This is a genomic window from Streptomyces sp. NPDC096152 (assembly GCF_044763235.1).
In the GTDB taxonomy this organism is placed as follows: Bacteria; Actinomycetota; Actinomycetes; order Streptomycetales; family Streptomycetaceae; genus Streptomyces.
In genome coordinates, this window is record NZ_JBIWFW010000005.1 from 16771 (window position 1) to 32814 (window position 16044).

The following is a 16044-nucleotide window of genomic DNA, read 5'->3' on the forward strand; positions in this document are numbered from 1 at the left end:
ATCCCTCATAAGGGGACAGGAACCTTTCCCTCCGCGGACCGCGGGGGCCTGGCCGCCCCGGCGGCGGCCCGCGCCCGCCCTCCCGGACACCTCGGCCACGGCTTGCGCCCGTACCCACGCCCTGCCGTCCTCCCTCCGGCCGGAGCCCGCGCTGTCAGTGCCGGCGGCTACGGTTTCCCCATGGCTGCCCGTACGAAGACCACCAAGGACCGGCCGTCCTACCGCTGCACGGAGTGCGGCTGGCAGACGGCCAAGTGGCTCGGCCGCTGCCCCGAGTGCCAGGCCTGGGGGACGGTCGAGGAGTACGGCGCGCCCGCGGTGCGCACGACGGCACCGGGCCGGGTCACCAGCTCCGCCCTGCCCATCGGCCAGGTCGACGGCCGCCAGGCCACCGCCCGCTCCACCGGCGTACCCGAACTCGACCGCGTGCTCGGCGGCGGACTCGTCCCCGGCGCCGTCGTCCTGCTCGCGGGCGAGCCCGGCGTCGGCAAGTCCACGCTGCTGCTGGACGTGGCGGCCAGGGCGGCGAGCGCCGAGCACCCCACGCTGTACGTCACGGGTGAGGAGTCCGCGAGCCAGGTCCGCCTGCGCGCCGACCGCATCCACGCCCTCGACGACCACCTCTATCTCGCCGCCGAGACCGATCTGGCCGCCGTGCTCGGCCACTTGGACGAGGTGAAGCCGTCGCTGCTGATCCTCGACTCGGTGCAGACGGTGGCCTCCCCGGAGATCGACGGCGCGCCCGGCGGGATGGCCCAGGTCCGCGAGGTGGCAGGCGCCCTCATCCGCGCCTCCAAGGAGCGGGGCATGTCCACCCTCCTCGTGGGCCATGTCACCAAGGACGGCGCGATCGCCGGCCCCCGCCTGCTGGAACACCTGGTCGACGTCGTCCTGCACTTCGAGGGCGACCGCCATGCGCGCCTGCGCCTGGTCCGCGGCGTCAAGAACCGCTACGGCGCGACCGACGAGGTCGGCTGCTTCGAGCTGCACGACGAGGGCATCACGGGCCTGGCCGATCCGAGCGGCCTGTTCCTGACCCGCCGCGCCGAGCCGGTGCCCGGCACGTGCCTGACCGTCACCCTGGAGGGCCGCCGTCCCCTGGTCGCGGAGGTGCAGGCGCTCACCGTCGACTCGCAGATCCCCTCCCCGCGCCGTACGACGTCGGGGCTGGAGACGTCCCGGGTGTCGATGATGCTGGCCGTCCTGGAGCAGCGGGGCCGGATCAGCGCGCTCGGCAAGCGGGACATCTACTCCGCGACGGTCGGCGGCGTGAAGCTGTCCGAGCCGGCCGCCGACCTGGCCGTCGCCCTCGCGCTGGCGTCGGCCGCGAGCGACACCCCGCTGCCGAAGAATCTCGTGGCGATCGGCGAGGTGGGGCTCGCGGGCGAGGTGAGACGGGTCACGGGCGTCCAGCGCCGGCTGGCGGAGGCCCATCGTCTGGGCTTCACGCACGCCCTGGTACCGACCGACCCGGGCAAGGTCCCGCCCGGTATGAAGGTCCTGGAAGTCGCCGACATGGGGGACGCGCTGCGGGTCCTCCCCCGGTCCCGTCGCCGAGAGGCCCCACGGGAGCAGGAGGACCGCCGGTAGACTTTGCCCTGGTCTTGCCCGTCCGTACGAACCGAGGTGCGAAACGGGAGCGCCCCAGAACCTGCGACCGGAGGAGAGCAGTGGCAGCCAACGACCGGGCGGCAGCTCCCGGAAAGTCCGGTGGGAGTTCCGGCGCCGATGGCCTGATGCGCGCCTCCCTGAGCGCCGTGGCACCTGGTACGGCCCTGCGGGACGGCCTGGAGCGGGTGCTCCGCGGCAACACCGGCGGGCTCATCGTCCTCGGCTCCGACAAGGCCGTCGAGACGATGTGCACCGGCGGCTTCGTCCTGGACGTCGAGTTCACGGCGACGCGCCTGCGGGAGCTGTGCAAGCTGGACGGCGGCATCGTGATCTCGTCGGACCTGTCGAAGATCCTGCGCGCGGGCGTGCAGCTGGTCCCGGACCCGACGATCCCGACCGAGGAGACCGGCACCCGGCACCGCACGGCGGACCGCGTCAGCAAGCAGGTCGGCTTCCCGGTGGTCTCGGTCTCCCAGTCCATGCGCCTGATCGCGCTCTACGTCGACGGGCAGCGCCGGGTCCTGGAGGACTCCGCGGCGATCCTCTCCCGCGCCAACCAGGCCCTGGCGACGCTGGAGCGCTACAAGCTCCGCCTGGACGAGGTCGCGGGCACGCTGTCGGCGCTGGAGATCGAGGACCTGGTGACCGTCCGGGACGTCTCCGCGGTCGCGCAGCGCCTGGAGATGGTGCGCCGCATCGCGACCGAAATCGCCGAGTACGTCGTCGAGCTGGGCACCGACGGGCGTCTTCTGGCCCTCCAGCTGGACGAGTTGATCGCGGGCGTGGAGCCGGAGCGCGAACTGGTGGTCCGGGACTACGTGCCCGAGCCGACCGCCAAGCGCTCCCGCACCGTCGACGAGGCCCTGGCCGAACTCGACGCCCTCAGCCACGCCGAGCTCCTCGAAATGCCCACCGTGGCCCGCGCCCTGGGCTACACCGGCTCTCCCGAGACCCTCGACTCGGCGGTCTCCCCGCGCGGCTTCCGTCTCCTGGCCAAGGTCCCCCGCCTCCCCGGCGCCATCATCGACCGCCTGGTCGAGCACTTCGGCGGCCTCCAGAAGCTGCTGGCCGCCAGCGTCGACGACCTCCAGACCGTGGACGGCGTCGGCGAGGCACGCGCCCGCAGCGTGCGCGAGGGACTGTCGCGGCTGGCGGAGTCGTCGATCCTCGAGCGGTACGTGTAGGCGCGGTACGTGTAGGCGCGGTACGTGTAGGCGCGGTACGTGTAGGCGCGGTACGTGTAGGCGCGGTACGTGCCCGCAGGCACCCGCCGGCGCGCACGGGCCGGTCCGGCCCCCGCCTAGTCCGCCGACAGGACGAACGACGTCTGCAGCTTCGGGAAGCCGGGCACCTTCGCCTCCACGAGGTACGTCCCCGCCCCGGCCGAACCGGGCGGCGGCGTCGCGCACCGCGGAGCGCTCGGCTTGCGGTCCCACTGCACGGTGTACGTGATGCCGCTCCCGGCCGGGACCCGGTACAGCGCGCTTCCGGCGGTGCGCGGGCAGTGGTCCGAGGACCAGTAGTCGTCGCTGCTGTCGGACCGCGAGACGGTGACCACCGTGGACTTCGGCCCCAGGTCCACCTTGCAGTCGCTGCCGGAGGAGTTCTTCGCGGTCAGTTCGAACGTGGGCTTCGCGCCGGGTCCGTAGGAGTTGTGGACGCTGCGCAGGGTCAACTTGACTGCTCCGGTGGTGCAGTCGGCGAGCGTGGACCCGGCCGGCAGCACGCCGCCCGCCCCGCCGCCGCCCTTGGCGCCGTCGTCCGAGCCCCCGGCCGACCCGCCGGAGACGGAGCCGCCCCCGCCCGCGCCGCCGGAGTCACCGGTACCGCCCGCCCCGGAGCCGGAACCGGAGCCGGAACCATCCGAGCCGGAGCCCGACCCGCCCGACTCGTCGCGTCCGCCCGGGTGTTGACTGATCGCGGGACCGGAACCGGAGGGTCCCGGCGTGATGGTCGAGGGCGCGGGATGCTTTCCGTTGGATCCGCCGCCGTTGTCGTTGCTTCCCCCGCCGCCGGACGCGACGATCCAGACGGCCACCAGCGCCAACAGGGCGAGCACGGACAGCAGTACGACCCTCCGTCGCCAGTAGATGGAGGAGGGGAGCGGCCCGACCGGATTGCGCAGAGATCCCACGGCGCAAACTGTACGAGAGATCGTCGCGTTCCCCCGCGTCACCCGCCGCGCCGACCGCATCTTTTCCGGATCATCATTTCGGCAACGTCCGCACCGGTGAACCCCCTTGCGGGAAACGCGATCACACGGACACGCTCCGTCACGACACGCGGCCTCCCCCACCACGTGGCAGGATCGGAACCGTCATGACTGCGCCCACACTGCCCCCGCACAGCAACTCCTCCGCCCCGGCCGCCGACACCGACGCCCCGCCCCGGATCGGCACCCCGACCGACACCGACGCCTCCGGCTCCCCCCTGGGCGAGATCCTGCACACCGAGGTCATCGCCTGGTTCGACGACCACGCCCGTGACCTGCCCTGGCGACGCTCCGACGCCGGCGCCTGGGGGGTGATGGTCAGCGAGTTCATGCTCCAGCAGACCCCGGTGAGCCGGGTGCTGCCCGTGTACGAGCAGTGGCTGGCCCGCTGGCCCCGCCCCGCCGACCTCGCCAAGGAGGCGCCGGGCGAGGCCGTCCGCGCCTGGGGCCGGCTCGGCTACCCGCGCCGCGCCCTGCGCCTGCACGGTGCCGCCCTCGCCATAACGGAACGGCACGGCGGCGACGTGCCCGACGACCACGCCCAGCTGCTCGCCCTGCCCGGCATCGGCGAGTACACGGCCGCCGCGGTCGCCTCCTTCGCCTACGGCCAGCGGCACCCGGTGCTGGACACCAATGTGCGCCGGGTCTTCGCCCGCGCGGTCACCGGCGTGCAGTACCCGCCGAACGCGACCACCGCGGCCGAGCGCCGCCTCGCCCGGACCCTGCTGCCCGAGGACGAGAGGACCGCCGCCCGCTGGGCCGCCGCATCCATGGAACTCGGCGCGCTGGTGTGCACGGCGAAGAACGAGTCCTGCCACCACTGCCCGATCGCCGCGCAGTGCGCCTGGCGGCTCTCGGGCAAGCCCGCGCACGACGGACCGCCGCGCCGGGGGCAGACGTACGCGGGCACGGACCGGCAGGTCCGCGGCAAGCTGCTCGCGGTGCTGCGGGACGCCCACGCGCCCGTGCCGCAGACGTCCCTGGACCGGGTATGGCACGAGCCCGTGCAGCGCGCCCGGGCCCTCGACGGTCTCGTCGCGGACGGTCTGGTGGAACCGCTGCCGGGCGGCCTCTACCGGCTGCCTCTCACCTGACCGCCGGTCAACACACAGGCGGATCACCGCTTCAGGAGGCGCCACCGGCGGGCGTGTGACACGCCCGCGGCGCCCCGGAAGTGGACATAACACACCAAACCATCCCCAATCCCCTTTCCTTCTTACCCAGTTACGGCGTCCGTTACACAACCGACGTACAGCCGAGGGCTGGCCGCAGGCTGCCTCGGACAACGCCGTGACAACCCCTCCGTACCTTCTGATGCGTGCCCGAGCGGCACCGGACGGCTGCCGACCACAGCCCGTCCGCATCACAGGCGAGAACCGGCCGCACGCGGGCCGGAAACGGGGATCGGAGGCGGTTGGACATGGCGCAGGGCGAGGTGCTGGAGTTCGAGGAGTACGTGCGCACCCGGCAGGACGCGCTGCTGCGCAGCGCACGCCGGCTGGTGCCGGACCCGGTCGACGCCCAGGACCTGCTCCAGACGGCGCTCGTCAGGACGTACGGCCGCTGGGAGGGCATCGCCGACAAGCGGCTCGCGGACGCCTACCTGCGCCGTGTCATGATCAACACGCGGACCGAGTGGTGGCGCGCCCGGAAGCTGGAGGAGGTCCCGACCGAGCAGCTCCCGGACGCCTGCGTGGACGACTCCACCGAGCAGCACGCCGACCGCGCCCTCCTCATGGACATCATGAAGGTGCTCGCTCCCAAGCAGCGCAGTGTCGTCGTGCTGCGACACTGGGAGCAGATGTCCACTGAGGAGACGGCCGCCGCCCTCGGCATGTCGGCGGGAACGGTCAAGAGCACGCTGCACCGGGCGCTCGCCCGGCTCCGCGAGGAGCTGGAGGCCCGCGATCTGGACGCACGCGCGCTGGAGCGTGAGGAGCGGGAGCGTTGCGCGGCCTGACCGGCGCGGGGCCCAACCGGGCCCGGGAGACCTTCCAGGCGGCGATCACGGCGGTGTCCGTGCTCGCCGCCCTCGCCCTTTTGGTCTCCGCCTGCGGCACCGGCGGAACCGGCGCCCGTGACGAGGGCCCGGCCCACGCCGACTCGGTGACGGGCGGCGGCACCACCCGCACCCTCAGCCCCAGCAAGACCCCCGAGCACGTGGACGCGGTCCGGCTCATCAAGGACGACCCGCGGGTTTCGGCCGCGGTGAAGCGCGACCTGAAGCCCTGCGTGGCCGACGAGTACCCGGTCGACGTGTCCTACGGCGACCTGACCGGCGGGTCCGTGGACGACATCGTCATCAACGTGCTGACCTGCGGGGACGCGGTGGGCGTGGGAGCGTACGTGTACCGCGAGGAGGGAGACGGCTACGAGAGCGTCTTCCGGGCCGAGGAGCCTCCCGTGTACGCGGAGATAGACCGCGGCGACCTGGTGGTGACCAAGCAGGTGTACGAGAAGGGCGACCCGGTGTCGAATCCGTCCGGCGAGGACGTGATCACGTACCACTGGTCGGCCGGCCGGTTCGCCAAGAAGTACAGCACGCGCAACGAGTACAGCAATGCCGTCGGGGACGGAACGACACCGCCACCGGGCAACTGACCGCCCGGCCCCCGCCGGCCCGCCGCTCGCTTCGGCTGCGCAAGAATTCCGACGGCGTGAACCGATCGCCCGGCCGGGCCGTTCTCCCGGTGAAGGCCCCGCGAGTGAACGTAACGGCCGGCATCCGCGTCCACCCAGTGGGCGCCCGGCACGGCCGGGCCGTCCACGAGCGGGCGTACCGTCCGAGAACGCACCACGACAAGCACACGAGGACTGAGAGCACCGGGATGGCAGAGCAGACCCACGTCCTGTTCGTCGAGGACGACGACGTCATCCGCGAGGCCACCCAGCTCGCCCTGGAGCGGGTCGGCTTCGCGGTCACCGCCATGCCGGACGGGCTGTCGGGCCTGGAGGCGTTCCGGGCGGACAGACCCGACATCGCGCTGCTGGACGTGATGGTCCCCGGCCTCGACGGGGTCAGCCTGTGCCGCCGCATCCGCGACGAGTCCACGGTGCCCGTGATCATGCTGTCGGCGCGCGCGGACTCCATCGACGTCGTCCTCGGCCTGGAGGCGGGCGCCGACGACTACGTGACCAAGCCGTTCGACGGGGCCGTCCTGGTCGCCCGGATCCGCGCGGTGCTGCGCCGCTTCGGGCACGCCGGCGGCGACCGGGCGGAGGCCGACCCGTCGGCGGTGGACGGCGGGGTGCTGACCTTCGGCGAGCTGGAGGTCGACACCGAGGGCATGGAGGTGCGCCGGGCCGGGCAGCCGGTGGCGCTCACGCCGACCGAGATGCGGCTGCTCCTGGAGTTCTCCTCCGCGCCGGGCACGGTCCTGTCCCGGGACAAGCTCCTGGAGCGGGTGTGGGACTACGGCTGGGGCGGCGACACACGCGTCGTCGACGTCCATGTGCAGCGGCTGCGCACGAAGATCGGTCAGGACCGCATCGAGACGGTCCGCGGCTTCGGTTACAAGCTGAAGGCCTGAGCGGGGCCGACATGCGCGGGACGAAGCGTCACCTGACCCCGGAGCGCGCCGGCCTCCGTACGGGCCTGCACACCGGGCTGAGATGGAAGCTCAGCGCGGCCATCGCGCTGGTGGGGGCGCTGGTGGCGCTCGCGCTCAGCCTGGTCGTGCACAACGCCGCCCGGGTGTCCATGCTCGACAACGCGCGCGACCTCGCCGACGAGCGGGTCCAGATCGGCCAGCGCGCCTACGAGCGCGACGGCCGGCCGAACTTCCCCGGCGTGAAGGTCGACGATCCGGCGCTGCCGCCGGCGCTGCGGGAGAAGGTCGGGGAGGGCCGGCGGGCTACCTTCGTGACCGACCACGCGGACGGGCTGCCGGACATCTGGGCGGCCGTCCCGGTCAAGGACGGGCACGTGCTGTCCCTGCACACCCACTTCACCGACCGCAGCACGGACATCCTCAAGGACCTCGACCAGGCCCTCGTCATCGGCTCCATCGCGGTCGTCCTCGGGGGCAGCGCGCTGGGTGTGCTCATCGGCGGTCAGCTCTCGCGCCGGCTGCGCAAGGCCGCGGCCGCGGCGAACCAGGTCGCCATGGGCGAGCCCGACGTGCGGGTGCGGGACGCCATCGGGGGTGTCGTACGGGACGAGACCGACGACCTCGCCCGTGCGGTGGACGCCATGGCGGACGCGCTGCAACAGCGCCTGGAGGCGGAGCGCCGGGTCACGGCGGACATCGCGCACGAGCTGCGCACCCCGGTGACCGGGCTGCTCACAGCGGCCGAGCTGCTGCCGCCCGGCCGCCCCACCGAGCTCGTCCTGGACCGCGCCAAGGCCATGCGCACGCTCGTCGAGGACGTGCTGGAGGTGGCCCGCCTGGACGGCGCCTCGGAACGGGCCGAGCTGCAGGACATCATGCTGGGCGACTTCGTCACCCGGCGGGTGGCGGCGAAGGACCCGCACGTCGCGGTGCGGGTGGTGCACGAGTCGGAGGTCACGACCGACCCGCGGCGCCTGGAGCGGGTGCTGTTCAACCTGCTCGCCAACGCCGCCCGGCACGGCAGGCCGCCGATCGAGGTGACCGTCGAGGGCCGGGTCATCCGGGTGCGGGACCACGGCCCCGGCTTCCCCGAGGACCTGCTCGCGGAGGGCCCGAGCCGTTTCCGCACCGGCAGCAGGGACCGCGCCGGGCACGGCCACGGCCTCGGCCTGACCATCGCGGCCGGGCAGGCCCGGGTCCTGGGCGCCCGCCTCACCTTCCGCAACGTCCGTCCCGTGGGCGCCCCGGGCCACGTCCCGTCCGAGGGCGCGGTCGCGGTCCTGTGGCTGCCGGAGCACGCGCCGACGAACACGGGCAGCCATCCGATGCTTCCCCTGCCGGGGCAGTGAACGACGCCTCCCTGGCCGGAGAAGCCCCCGCTCCACCTGTCGGGGAGGTGACCCCCGTTTCCCATCCCGGGGAGTCCTGCGTTCTCCGTGCCGGAAGTCCCCCCGCTCCCCCTTGCTGGGGAAGCCCCCGCTTTTCCCTGCCGGGGAAGCCCCGCTGAACCTCCTGTCGGGAACATGGCCCCCGTTTCCCATGCCGGGGAGCGCACCGTTCTCCACGCCCAGACGTCCCACGCTCCCCCGTGCTGGAGGAAGCCCCCTGCTCCCCCTCGCCGCGGCCCCCCGGCTCCCCTGCCGTGGATGGCCCCGCCCGCCCGTTGGCGGGGCGGCGAAGGCCCCCGGGGCGGACACCGCCGGGGGCCTTCGTACGGGGTGGTGCGGGGTCAGACGGCCTCCGCCACGCCCTCGCGCGCCGGTGCCGCGTCGACGGCGCCGTCCTGGCCCTCGGGCCGGGGCGCGGCCGGGCCCGCGCCCTTCAGCGGGACCTCCTTGACGAACACGGCCGTCGCCAGCGCGAGCACCGCCACGACGGCGCCCAGCAGGAACGCCGAGTGGGTGCCGGCCGACACCGCGTGCTGGTACGCCTCGCGCGCCGCGGTCGGCAGCTTGGCCAGGCTCGCCGCGTCCAACTGCGCGGACTGCTCGGTGATCTTCGAGCCGAGCGCGCCGGCCCGCTCGGCCATGACGTCCTGGACCCTGTTGTTGAACAGCGCGCCCATGATGGCGACACCGAAGGAGGAGCCGAGCGTACGGAAGAGGGTGGTGGACGACGAGGCGACGCCCATGTCCTTCATCTGCACGCTGTTCTGCGCGACCAGCATGGTGATCTGCATCAGGCAGCCCATGCCGGCGCCGAGAACGGCCATGTAGAGGCCGGAGGTGAGCCGTGTGGTCTCGGTGTCCATCAGGGACAGCAGGTACAGCCCGGTGATCATCAGCGCGCTGCCGACGACCGGGAAGACCTTGTAGCGGCCGCTGTTGGTGGTCACCCGGCCCGCGATCATCGACACGACCAGCATGGCGCCGAGCATGGGCAGGAGCAGCAGACCGGAGTTGGTCGCGGAGGCGCCCTGCACCGACTGCTGGTACAGCGGCAGGAAGAGCACCGCGCCGAACATCACGAAGCCGGTGATGAAGCCGATCAGCGACATGAGGGTGAAGTTGCGGCTGCGGAAGATGTGCAGCGGCACGATCGGCTCGGCCGCCTTGGTCTGCCGGAACACGAACCCGACGAGCGTGGCGACGCCGATCGCGGTCAGTTCCATGATCCGCGCGGAGGTCCAGGCGTACTCCGAGCCGCCCCAGGTGGTGACGAGCACGATGGAGCTGATGCCGACGGTCAGCAGGCCGGCGCCCAGGTAGTCGATCCGGGCCTGCGCACGCTTCCTCGGCAGGTGGAGCACCGCGCTGACCGCGAGGAGGGCCACCGCGCCGAGCGGCAGGTTGATGTAGAAGGCCCAGCGCCAGCCCCAGTTGTCGGTGATCGTGCCGCCGACCAGCGGACCGCCGATCATCGCGAGCGCCATGACGCCGGCCATCATGCCCTGGTACTTGCCGCGTTCCCGCGGCGGGATCAGGTCACCGATGATCGCCATGACGCCGACCATCAGACCGCCCGCGCCGAGGCCCTGCACGGCGCGGAAGCCGATCAGCTCCCCCATGTTCTGCGCCATGCCGCTCAGCGCGGAGCCGACCAGGAAGATCACGATCGAGGTCATGAAGGCGCCCTTGCGCCCGTACATGTCGCCGAGCTTGCCCCACAGCGGGGTGGACGCGGCGGTGGCGAGGGTGTACCCGGTGACCACCCACGACAGGTGCTGGAGTCCACCGAGCTCGCCGACGATCGTCGGCATCGCGGTGCCCACGATCATGTTGTCCAGCATCGCGAGCATCATCGCGATCATGAGCGCGAGCAGCACGACCCGCACGCTCCTGGGCTGTTTGCCGCCCTCCGTGGTGTCCGCCTCGGTGTTCACTGTGTCCGCCATCGGTCCATCCCCCAGCTACGCCTACTTACTTGCCGCCCGGCAAGTTACTACACTCGGGAAGGTAGCCCGCTAACTAGCCGGGCGTCAAGTAAGTTTCGCCTGCCGGTCGGCCGGTAAGTTTGGGCGGGAGCGCAAGGAGTACGAGGATGGGCGGCACCATGGACGGCACCAAGCAGCAGCGCCGCGGAAACACCCGCCAGCGCATCCAGGACGTGGCGCTCGAACTCTTCGCCGAGCAGGGGTACGAGAAGACCTCGCTCCGCGAGATCGCCGAGCACCTTCAGGTCACCAAGGCGGCGCTCTACTACCACTTCAAGACGAAGGAAGAGATCCTCGTCAGCCTCTTCGAGGACCTGACGCAGCCGATCGAGGACCTGATCGAGTGGGGCCGGCGGCAGCCGCACACCCTGGAGACCAAGCAGGAGATCGTCCGCCGCTACAGCGACGCGCTCGCGGGCGCGGCGCCGCTGTTCCGCTTCATGCAGGAGAACCAGGCGACGGTGCGGGAACTGCGCATCGGGGACACGTTCAAGGACCGGATGCGCTGCCTGCGCGACATCATCATCGATCCGGACGCGAGCCTCACCGACCAAGTCCGCTGCGTCAGCGCCCTGTTCACGCTGCACGCCGGCATGTTCGTCATGCAGGACGTACAGGGCGACCCCGAGGAGAAGCGCAAGGCCGTCCTCGAGGTCGCGATCGACCTGGTGACCCAGGCGGACCGGGCCACCCAGGGCTCCTGACGACGACGCCGCCCACCGGTCGGTGGGCGGCGAGGCGCGTCGCGGTCGTCGGTCAGACGCTCACGCCGTGGGCGCGCAGGAAGACGACCGGGTTGACGGCGGAGCCGTAGTTCGGGGTCTTGCGGATCTCGAAGTGCAGGTGCGGGCCGGTGGAGTTACCGGTGTTGCCGGACTTGGCTATGTGCTGTCCGGTGGCGACGACCTGACCGACCCTCACGTCGATCCGCGACAGGTGCGCGTACTGGGAGTACGTGCCGTTGCCGTGCTTGATGACGATGGCGTTGCCGTACGCGGGGCCGTCACCGGCGCCGTTGGGGCCGGCCTTGACGACGGTGCCGCCGTGCGCGGCGACGACGTTGGTGCCGATCGGCACGGCGAAGTCCTGACCGCTGTGCTTGTGCGCCCAGTGGCTGCCGTTCTGCATGAAGCTGGCGCTGAGCGTGTACTTCTTCACCGGGTGGACCCAGGTGGCGGCGGCCTTCTTGGCGGCCGCGGGGACGACCGTCGCCGCGGTGGCCTTCTTGGCGGCCACGGTGGTGACCGTGGTGGCGGCGGTGGCGGATGCCGCGCCCGCCCCCAGGGCGACCGAGACCCCCAGGCCGGCGGCGACGACGGCGGCGCGGGTACGGAGCTTGGACGCACGGGCGGAACGGGACGTGACGCGCTGGAACATCGATACCTCATGGGGGTGGGGGACATGAGAACCACCCGGAGCGCGGGGCGCTCGCCGGGCGGGCCCCACCTTGGTAACCCCGGCCGACACAAGCCCTCAAACACCCCCTCTACGACGGAAAGTAGTACGCGATCCCCAAAATGCTCGAAGTATTGACAGAACGCTCAACTGGGACACATCACCCAAAAGCGCTGGACAGCGGCAGGCCCCACAGCGCCCCACTGGGGCAAAAGTCCGTATTTGTCAGGCAGGGAACCCACTACTCCGCCTAGTACCGCCCGAAGCGCCTGTGCCGCATGTCACCGACTTCAGCCCCTGGGGCCCCCGTTGGTGTGACGCGCCTCATGTGGCCCGCGTCTCATGAGAGTTACCGACAAGTAATCATTCGGTTCCCCTCTCGCCACCCTCGCGCATGAGCATGCCCACAACAATCCGCAGCGTTTCGGTCGCGAGAGGACCCCCCACCCATGACCAGAAACACCTGGACGCGCCGCATCGGCACGACCGCCGTCGCCACGGTCGCCGCCACGACCCTCGCCGCCCCCGTGGGCGCGCAGGCCGCGACGAACACCCCGGCCTCGGCCACGACGGGCGCCACCGCCACCGCGTCCGGGAACGTCGACTACGCCACCTGGCAGAAGGACTGCCAGGCCGTGATGGACCAGGCGATGCCCTACCTGCGCGGGCGCATCGCCGACGCCCGGCCGGGAGAGAAGCAGGCGATCGTGTTCGACATCGACAACACGACCCTGGAGACCGACTTCGGCTTCAGCTACCCCCAGCCGGCCAACAAGCCCGTGCTGAAGGCCGCCCAGTACGCCCAGGAGCACGGAGTCTCCCTGTTCTTCGTCACGGCCCGCCCCGGCATCATCAAGGCACCGACGAAGTACAACCTGGAGTACGACGGCTACGACGTCGACGGCCTCTACGTCCGCGGCCTGCTCGACCTGTTCAAGAACGTCGCCGACTACAAGACCGCCCAGCGCGCCGACATCGAGTCCAAGGGCTACACGATCATCGCGAACATCGGCAACAGCGCCACCGACCTCTCCGGCGGCCACGCCGAGCAGACCTTCAAGCTGCCGGACTACGACGGGCAGCTGTCCTGACGGAGCGCAGCGGAAAGGGGGCTGCCCCGGGACTCCAGGTCCCGGGGCAGCCCCCTCGGTTCGCGCCGAGCGCGGCGGCTACGCGTCCTTGCTCAGGTTCGGACCGGCTCCGCCGGCCGCCTGCTCGATCGGCGGGACGTCCGGCAGCGCCGACTTCTCCTCACCCCGGAAGGTGAAGGTCTTGGCGTCGCCCTCGCCCTCGGTGTCCACGACCACGATGTGACCGGGGCGCAGCTCGCCGAAGAGGATCTTCTCCGAGAGCGAGTCCTCGATCTCGCGCTGGATGGTCCGGCGCAGCGGCCGGGCGCCCAGCACGGGGTCGTAGCCCTTCTTGGCGAGCAGCTCCTTGGAGGACTGGGAGAGCTCGATGCCCATGTCCCGGTCCTTCAGGCGCTCGTCCACCTTGCCGATCATCAGGTCGACGATCCGGAGGATGTCGGCCTGCGTGAGCTGCGGGAAGACGACCACGTCGTCGACGCGGTTGAGGAACTCGGGGCGGAAGTGCTGCTTGAGCTCGTCCGACACCTTGTTCTTCATGCGCTCGTAGTTGCTCTTCGTGTCACCCGTGGCCGCGAAGCCCAGGTTGAAGCCCTTGGAGATGTCCCGGGTGCCGAGGTTGGTCGTCATGATGATGACCGTGTTCTTGAAGTCCACGACCCGGCCCTGGGAGTCGGTCAGGCGACCGTCCTCCAGGATCTGCAGCAGCGAGTTGAAGATGTCCGGGTGGGCCTTCTCGACCTCGTCGAAGAGGACGACCGAGAACGGCTTGCGGCGCACCTTCTCCGTCAGCTGACCGCCCTCCTCGTAGCCCACGTAGCCGGGGGGCGAACCGAAGAGACGCGAGACGGTGTGCTTCTCGCTGAACTCCGACATGTCGAGGGAGATCAGCGCGTCCTCGTCACCGAAGAGGAACTCGGCGAGCGCCTTGGACAGCTCCGTCTTACCGACACCGGACGGGCCGGCGAAGATGAACGAGCCACCGGGACGCTTCGGGTCCTTCAGACCGGCGCGGGTACGGCGGATCGCCTTGGACAGCGCCTTGACGGCGTCGTCCTGGCCGATGACCCGCTTGTGCAGCTCCTCCTCCATGCGGAGCAGGCGGCTGGACTCCTCCTCGGTCAGCTTGAAGACCGGGATGCCGGTGGCCGTGGCGAGGACCTCGGCGATCAGCTCGCCGTCGACCTCGGCGACGACGTCCATGTCGCCGGCCTTCCACTCCTTCTCCCGCTTGGCCTTGGCGGCCAGGAGCTGCTTCTCCTTGTCGCGCAGGGAGGCGGCCTTCTCGAAGTCCTGCGAGTCGATCGCGGACTCCTTGTCCCGGCGGACGCCGGCGATCTTCTCGTCGAACTCGCGCAGGTCCGGCGGCGCGGTCATCCGGCGGATGCGCATCCGCGAACCGGCCTCGTCGATCAGGTCGATCGCCTTGTCCGGCAGGAAGCGGTCGGAGATGTACCGGTCGGCCAGGGTGGCGGCCTGGACCAGCGCCTCGTCCGTGATGGAGACGCGGTGGTGGGCCTCGTACCGGTCGCGCAGACCCTTGAGGATCTCGATGGTGTGCGGCAGGGACGGCTCGGCGACCTGGATGGGCTGGAAGCGGCGCTCCAGGGCCGCGTCCTTCTCCAGGTGCTTGCGGTACTCGTCCAGGGTGGTGGCACCGATGGTCTGGAGCTCACCGCGAGCCAGCATCGGCTTCAGGATGGAGGCCGCGTCGATGGCGCCCTCGGCGGCACCCGCACCGACCAGCGTGTGCAGCTCGTCGATGAACAGGATGATGTCGCCGCGGGTGCGGATCTCCTTGAGCACCTTCTTCAGGCGCTCCTCGAAGTCACCGCGGTAGCGGGAGCCCGCGACCAGCGCGCCGAGGTCCAGGGTGTAGAGGTGCTTGTCCTTGAGGGTCTCGGGCACCTCGCCCTTGACGATCGCCTGGGCGAGGCCCTCGACGACGGCGGTCTTGCCGACGCCGGGCTCACCGATCAGCACCGGGTTGTTCTTGGTACGGCGGGACAGCACCTGCATGACCCGCTCGATCTCCTTCTCGCGCCCGATGACCGGGTCGAGCTTGGACTCACGAGCGGCCTGGGTGAGGTTCCGGCCGAACTGGTCGAGGACCAGGGACGTCGAGGGGGTGCCCTCGGCAGGGCCGCCGGCGGCGGCGGTCTCCTTGCCCTGGTAACCGGAGAGCAGCTGGATCACCTGCTGCCGCACCCGGTTGAGGTCTGCGCCCAGCTTGACCAGGACCTGGGCGGCGACGCCCTCGCCCTCACGGATCAGGCCGAGCAGGATGTGCTCCGTGCCGATGTAGTTGTGGCCCAGCTGAAGGGCCTCGCGGAGCGACAGCTCCAGGACCTTCTTGGCACGGGGGGTGAAGGGAATGTGGCCCGAGGGGGCCTGCTGGCCCTGGCCGATGATCTCCTCCACCTGCTGGCGGACCGCCTCGAGCGAAATCCCGAGGCTCTCAAGGGCCTTGGCGGCGACACCCTCACCCTCGTGGATCAGGCCCAGGAGGATGTGCTCGGTGCCGATGTAGTTGTGGTTGAGCATCCGGGCTTCTTCCTGAGCCAGGACGACAACCCGCCGCGCGCGGTCGGTGAACCTCTCGAACATCGTTAATCGCTCCTCAGAGCGGTCAGGCAGTGGGGGGAACTTCCCCTCCCTGTCCTTCCGCAGCTTAGTCCCGCAAGCGGGGACCGCTCATTCCAACTGCCGACACCGTCGATGGCCTCCTGACCCCGAACGCCGACATCTGCTCCAACCCGATGGTGCGAGACGATGTTCCCGCAGGCCAGGCAGTTACCCCAGTCGCCAGTACGC

General features: G+C 71.0%; 13 protein-coding genes. 9 read left to right on the forward strand and 4 right to left on the reverse strand.

The features are described 5' to 3' along the window. The first annotated feature begins 180 nt into the window (after positions 1-180). Together radA and disA are read left to right on the forward strand one after the other, a co-directional pair. The gene (gene radA / locus ACIQ9G_RS17830; protein WP_403610124.1) at positions 181-1590 is read left to right on the forward strand and encodes a DNA repair protein RadA; all 1410 of its coding nucleotides are present in this window, start codon (positions 181-183) and stop codon (positions 1588-1590) included. Positions 1591-1670: 80 nt separating this feature from the next. Beyond that, entirely contained in the window at positions 1671-2795 is a 1125-nt protein-coding gene (gene disA / locus ACIQ9G_RS17835; protein WP_403610126.1) for a DNA integrity scanning diadenylate cyclase DisA, read from the forward strand. Between the two features lie 116 nt (positions 2796-2911). On the opposite strand, the gene ACIQ9G_RS17840 is transcribed toward disA, so the two are convergent. Further along, positions 2912-3745 (reverse strand): hypothetical protein, encoded by an 834-nt coding sequence (locus ACIQ9G_RS17840; protein ID WP_403610128.1) that lies wholly within the window; start codon positions 3743-3745, stop codon positions 2912-2914. Positions 3746-3930: 185 nt separating this feature from the next. Between ACIQ9G_RS17840 and ACIQ9G_RS17845 the strand changes: the two genes are divergently transcribed. From ACIQ9G_RS17845 to cseC, 5 genes are all read left to right on the forward strand, one after another. Then, a complete protein-coding gene (locus tag ACIQ9G_RS17845) occupies positions 3931-4917 on the forward strand; it encodes an A/G-specific adenine glycosylase (RefSeq protein WP_403610131.1) in 987 nt (328 codons plus the stop codon). Positions 4918-5243: 326 nt separating this feature from the next. After that, entirely contained in the window at positions 5244-5783 is a 540-nt protein-coding gene (locus tag ACIQ9G_RS17850) for a SigE family RNA polymerase sigma factor (RefSeq protein WP_132856486.1), read from the forward strand. Continuing rightward, positions 5771-6424: a hypothetical protein gene (locus ACIQ9G_RS17855; protein WP_403610134.1), complete on the forward strand. Its 654-nt coding sequence runs from the start codon at positions 5771-5773 to the stop codon at positions 6422-6424. The genes ACIQ9G_RS17850 and ACIQ9G_RS17855 overlap by 13 nt, the downstream gene beginning before the upstream one ends. Before the next feature lie 227 nt (positions 6425-6651). Continuing rightward, positions 6652-7353, forward strand: a complete 702-nt coding sequence (gene cseB / locus ACIQ9G_RS17860; protein WP_403610136.1) for a two-component system response regulator CseB — start codon at positions 6652-6654, stop codon at positions 7351-7353. Between the two features lie 11 nt (positions 7354-7364). Next, the gene (cseC, locus tag ACIQ9G_RS17865; protein ID WP_403610138.1) at positions 7365-8723 is read left to right on the forward strand and encodes a two-component system sensor histidine kinase CseC; all 1359 of its coding nucleotides are present in this window, start codon (positions 7365-7367) and stop codon (positions 8721-8723) included. A gap of 380 nt (positions 8724-9103) precedes the next feature. On the opposite strand, the gene ACIQ9G_RS17870 is transcribed toward cseC, so the two are convergent. Continuing rightward, positions 9104-10708 (reverse strand): MDR family MFS transporter, encoded by a 1605-nt coding sequence (locus tag ACIQ9G_RS17870; protein ID WP_403610140.1) that lies wholly within the window; start codon positions 10706-10708, stop codon positions 9104-9106. A 146-nt stretch (positions 10709-10854) separates the two neighbouring features. On the opposite strand from ACIQ9G_RS17870, the gene ACIQ9G_RS17875 reads away from it, so the two are divergent. Further along, positions 10855-11451: a TetR/AcrR family transcriptional regulator gene (locus ACIQ9G_RS17875; RefSeq protein WP_356190676.1), complete on the forward strand. Its 597-nt coding sequence runs from the start codon at positions 10855-10857 to the stop codon at positions 11449-11451. Between the two features lie 52 nt (positions 11452-11503). Here ACIQ9G_RS17875 and ACIQ9G_RS17880 read toward each other — a convergent pair whose 3' ends face one another. Beyond that, positions 11504-12124, reverse strand: a complete 621-nt coding sequence (locus ACIQ9G_RS17880) for a M23 family metallopeptidase (RefSeq protein WP_403610142.1) — start codon at positions 12122-12124, stop codon at positions 11504-11506. Between the two features lie 467 nt (positions 12125-12591). Between ACIQ9G_RS17880 and ACIQ9G_RS17885 the strand changes: the two genes are divergently transcribed. Next, positions 12592-13233: an HAD family acid phosphatase gene (locus tag ACIQ9G_RS17885; protein ID WP_403610144.1), complete on the forward strand. Its 642-nt coding sequence runs from the start codon at positions 12592-12594 to the stop codon at positions 13231-13233. 78 nt (positions 13234-13311) lie between these two features. On the opposite strand, the gene ACIQ9G_RS17890 is transcribed toward ACIQ9G_RS17885, so the two are convergent. Beyond that, complete coding sequence (locus ACIQ9G_RS17890; RefSeq protein WP_403610146.1) at positions 13312-15837, reverse strand: ATP-dependent Clp protease ATP-binding subunit; 2526 nt, start codon at positions 15835-15837, stop codon at positions 13312-13314. Positions 15838-16044 lie beyond the last annotated feature (207 nt).